Genomic DNA, 4,144 nt, shown 5'->3' on the forward strand with positions numbered 1-4,144 from the left:
GCGGAGCAAAAATATGTCATCGGGGTTTGCCGAGGTGTTCATGCGTCAATGCTGCCCTTTGATGAGCCCGCCGGGGCGAACAAAGGGCTCCAAATTTCAGTTCGCGCGGGCCCGTCGTGGTCGTCGCAATTGCGGCCCATAGCGTTAAATACCATCCGGCGAAAGCCATCTTCCTGTTGTTCATAGGCGGCTTTAACGCGTTCATGGCGCTGGAGTAGGCTAGTGTGCATGGAAATAGTGGCTATGTGCGTGGTTGGAAACGCCAAATTTTAGCCGGATGTTTTGACCGTCAACAAATTTGCGCACGGTTGGAATCTAGGGGCCGATGGAATCGATCGTCACCGTTGTCGTTGCATCCGATATCGAATAGTTGCTGGCCAAGCCGCCGTTCTTGCCATCGGCTAGGGAGATTTAGGATGCCAGTCATTTTGGCTCTTCGGAAAATGGTGTGTAACCCGGCAATTGAACAACAGCCAGAAAACGGATTTTCATGTGGAAAGGAATGAAATGAATCACCTACAACATCTGTTACCAAGTTGGCATAGTAGGGGCCGATGTCGCTCAAATTGCCCTGAGTAAAATTTAATTCGGGCCAGATAAAGTCATGCGTGCACTGCGCTTTGGTAGGCCAGGTGGGCGCCACCCTCATCCCCTATCATCTTGAATTGTTACATATATGGCGCATTACTAGGGCGATTTGCTCAAGTTATTTGTCAATTAGCATAAGGTGCGCTATACTTTGAGCATCTTAGCCCAAAGCTTCCTTTATGCCCCGAATCCAACCTGCCATCAGCTCGGACCTCCAGAAGCTGGCCCAAGACTTTGGGGGCCGGCTGGCGCTGGCACGCGGGCGTCGCAAGCTCTCCTCCACGCTGTTTGCCGAACGGATGGGCATCTCACGGAACACGTTGGCACGGCTGGAGAGCGGAGACACAGGTGTGGCGCTGGGGATGTACCTCAAGGCATTGCGCATCCTGGGGCTCGAGTCGAGCCTGGCGCTTGTAGCCCAGGAGGATCCGTTGGGTCGCAAGCTGCAGGACCAGGTCACGCTCGAGGAGATGCCCGGGCGAGGGCCTCGGCCACCACGGCGCGCCCTGCCAGGGCATCTCGCCACCACGACTCCCGGCGTGCAGCCCCTGTTTAGCAGCCTCCTTAAAAAGAAACCGTGACCATGGCACGCGTAACCCTGGAAGTCTGGCTGGATGCCTCTGAGATTCATGAAGGTCTCGTGCGGGTCGGTACGCTCTACCCGCATGACGCTCGAACGGACCTCCTGCCGTCGTTCGCCTATGATGCGGGTTGGCTGAAGTCTCCTCGAAAGTTTGCGCTTGACCCGCAGCTGCCACTGATTGCTGGCGAGCAAAACCCGGTGGTTCGGTATTTTCCTCGATGTCGCACCAGACCGCTGGGGCCGGGTGCTTATGGAGCGTAGAGAGGCGCTTGCCGCCAAAGACGAAAAGCGCACGATGCAGCGCCTGACTGACTTCGACTTCATGCTGGGGGTTAGCGATATGACGCGAACAGGAGCTCTGAGATTCCGCTTTAGCCCTGAGACCCCGTTCGTGGCGCCGGACGAGATGCGCGCCGTCCCACCGGTGACTAGCTTGGGCGAGTTGGCGGATGTAGTGGCGAATCTGGAAGACCCTTCCGCTGAAGAACGCCCCGAATATCGTAAGTGGTTGTCCATGCTGCTGGCACCCGGCACATCACTGGGTGGCGCGCGGCCGAAGGCAACCTTCCGTGAAGCTGATGGTCGTTTGTGGCTTGCCAAGTTCCCCTCCCGTAATGACCGGCGTGACTGGGGGGCTTGGGAGTTCATTACCCATGCGCTTGCCCGGAAAGCTGGCATCGATGTTCCGGCGGCGCAGTATCTTCGTTTGGGCGCGCAGTACCACACGTTCTGCGTTGAACGGTTCGACCGCCAGAAAGTGGACCTCTTGGCTCCGGCATCACGACGGCTGTATGCCTCGGCGATGACATTGCTCGCGCGCCAGGACGGCGAGCCGGACGGTACCCATGAGCCCCGCAGTCCGCTGTTCGTAGGGGCACGGCGCGCCGTGCCCGCGAAAAGCGAAAAGGGGACAGGGTCAATTAACCGACCCGATCACCCCTTGCCCTTCAACCTAGAAAACTCAGTTGGATGTGATGCCAAAAGGGCACGGCGCGCCGTGCCCCTACGGCCACGATCTATCTCTCCGATTTTATCTTCTCGCAACACACGGACCTTCCCGATTCGAATGTTGGAAAAGGGGAAGTTATTTCGTAGGCGTTCCTAAGCAACTTTCGTGGGCAATGTAATTCCTCACCCACCCACTTATCGTCCACGGATACCTATGGCCGAAAGCAATAGCTATAGGGCTGGCGCGATTTGGCAGGAAAAAATTCAGCGGGTTCTACCAGGCAGTGCGTACCGGAAATTTTGGTGGGAATTTCGAGCTGCGCACGGCCACCGCCATCGACAGTACGCTTGCAATTTGCCGCGATCGTCGACGATTCATGCTCGGAACCGGCCGTTATTTGTTGCGCGACCCGAAAGGTTCGGCACCCAAGTTGCTCGGTGCATTTCTCAGGTTCTACACAGGGTTTAGCGGCGTTGATCCTGTATTCCGTCAAGGCGTGATATCTGCTTCACCGTATAGGGTAACATAACGTAACGTTACAGCGTAACGTAACTTATTGGAGTGAGCTACACCATGGCGAGAGAACCCAAAATCACCCAAACCGACGTCGATGCCGCCGCAGAAAAAATCGCAGCAACCGGCAGAAAACCTACGGCGCGCGCAATTCGTGACGTCCTTGGTGTCGGCAGCATGGCAACCGTGCTCAAACACATGCAAATCTGGATGGGCAGTCAGCCGCGGCTTGCCGTGGTGCCTAACGTTCTTCCCCCTGGCTTACAGAAAACACTGGCCGATTTTGTTGCAGAGGAAGTATCCTTTGCCAAAGCCACCATTGAGGCGGACTTGAGCACGGCAGAGCAGACCATCGATGACTTGGTTGCAGAGTCAGAACGGCTAGCCGCAGTGATCGCGGATCAAGCGCAGGAACTTAAAATGCTGGGATCTGAAAAGACCGCGCTGTCCGGACGGTTCGTCGAACAAACCAGCCGCCTGGAAAACACAATTCAAAAGTTGGAAGAGCAACGTCAAGCGGCCGAGCGCGCTCGAACAGCGCAGGCAACGCTTGAGGTACGACTTGAGGCGCTGCCCCAAATCGAAACAGAAATGGGCCGCTTCAGAGAAGCGCTTGATGCCGAGCGCACCGCAAGAATCGCCGCCGAACAGAATGCCGCCGTGGCCTCTGCCAAACTGGAAACAACAGAAGCCCTACTGAATGAACTTCAGGCGCGCCTGACTCGGTCGGCGAATGACGGGCGTCACACGCGCCGAAAGAAGTTGCCGACGCCAGTTCCGTGATCGATATAGCCCGGCGACACCAATACCGGAATCCCGTGCTGACCTTCAGGATAAAGAACAAGAAGGGCAGTTCGCCCGCATACCCTTTGCTGCGCGCAAATTGATACAAAGCCCAGCTTTGTTCGCGTAGGCCAGCGAACTACGGTTGGTGACAGATTCGTAGCCGAACAGTAGGCCACCAGCAGCCGTACGCAGGCCCGACAGTTCCAGCGCGAATTGGTATGAGCTTTCGCCTTTGGCGGCAGCAAGCGGGGCTGGTTGAAGCCTTGGGCCGCCTAGCCAATAGCATGCCAGTCGCATTTGTTGCCGAAAAGCTTGGCTACAGCAGCGCCAGCGCTTTTGCCGCGATGTTCCGACGTTCGCTGAGCATTGAACCGCGCCGGTACTTTTTCTGAGGGCTACCGAGTAAGGCCAAGTCAGAGTCGCCTAATGAAGATCCCTGAGTGTCGGCATATTGATTAGTAAGCTGCCAGCAAATTATTGTTTGCCATCTGGCGGGCAGGTCGGCAACGGATCCTCCGTTTAATAAGCAATTCAAGGGCGACCGGTCGAATTTTTCCGTGAAATTAATCTCACATTACGATAGCGGATAGTTGACAACCTTCATGGATTCGATGTTCGTGACAAAACTTTTGAGCGCCCAGTAAATCGAACCACTACGCATGAAATCGATAGTTAGGCGGCGTAAATAAATAAACATATCAAGTTTGCGCTATTACGTTCGGTCT

At 55.8% G+C, this 4,144-nt stretch carries 4 protein-coding genes; all 4 read left to right on the forward strand.

Features of this window, described 5'->3' with window-relative positions:
- Nucleotides 1-767: 767 nt before the first annotated feature.
- The 4 genes from ACOYNV_RS26165 (at nucleotide 768) to ACOYNV_RS26180 (ending at nucleotide 3,811) form a co-directional block, all read left to right on the forward strand.
- Nucleotides 768-1,169, forward strand: coding sequence for a helix-turn-helix domain-containing protein (locus ACOYNV_RS26165; RefSeq protein ID WP_422902320.1), 402 nt, complete (start codon nucleotides 768-770; stop codon nucleotides 1,167-1,169).
- A gap of 180 nt (nucleotides 1,170-1,349) precedes the next feature.
- The gene (locus tag ACOYNV_RS26170) at nucleotides 1,350-2,276 is read left to right on the forward strand and encodes a type II toxin-antitoxin system HipA family toxin (RefSeq protein ID WP_422902751.1); all 927 of its coding nucleotides are present in this window, start codon (nucleotides 1,350-1,352) and stop codon (nucleotides 2,274-2,276) included.
- Nucleotides 2,277-2,693: 417 nt separating this feature from the next.
- On the forward strand, nucleotides 2,694-3,416 hold the full coding sequence (locus tag ACOYNV_RS26175) for a DNA-binding protein (RefSeq protein WP_422902752.1): 723 nt from the start codon (nucleotides 2,694-2,696) through the stop codon (nucleotides 3,414-3,416).
- A gap of 221 nt (nucleotides 3,417-3,637) precedes the next feature.
- Nucleotides 3,638-3,811, forward strand: a complete 174-nt coding sequence (locus ACOYNV_RS26180; RefSeq protein ID WP_422902753.1) for a helix-turn-helix domain-containing protein — start codon at nucleotides 3,638-3,640, stop codon at nucleotides 3,809-3,811.
- Nucleotides 3,812-4,144: the final 333 nt, after the last annotated feature.

The organism is Propionivibrio sp., from assembly GCF_049316945.1.
GTDB lineage: Bacteria > Pseudomonadota > Gammaproteobacteria > Burkholderiales > Rhodocyclaceae > Propionivibrio.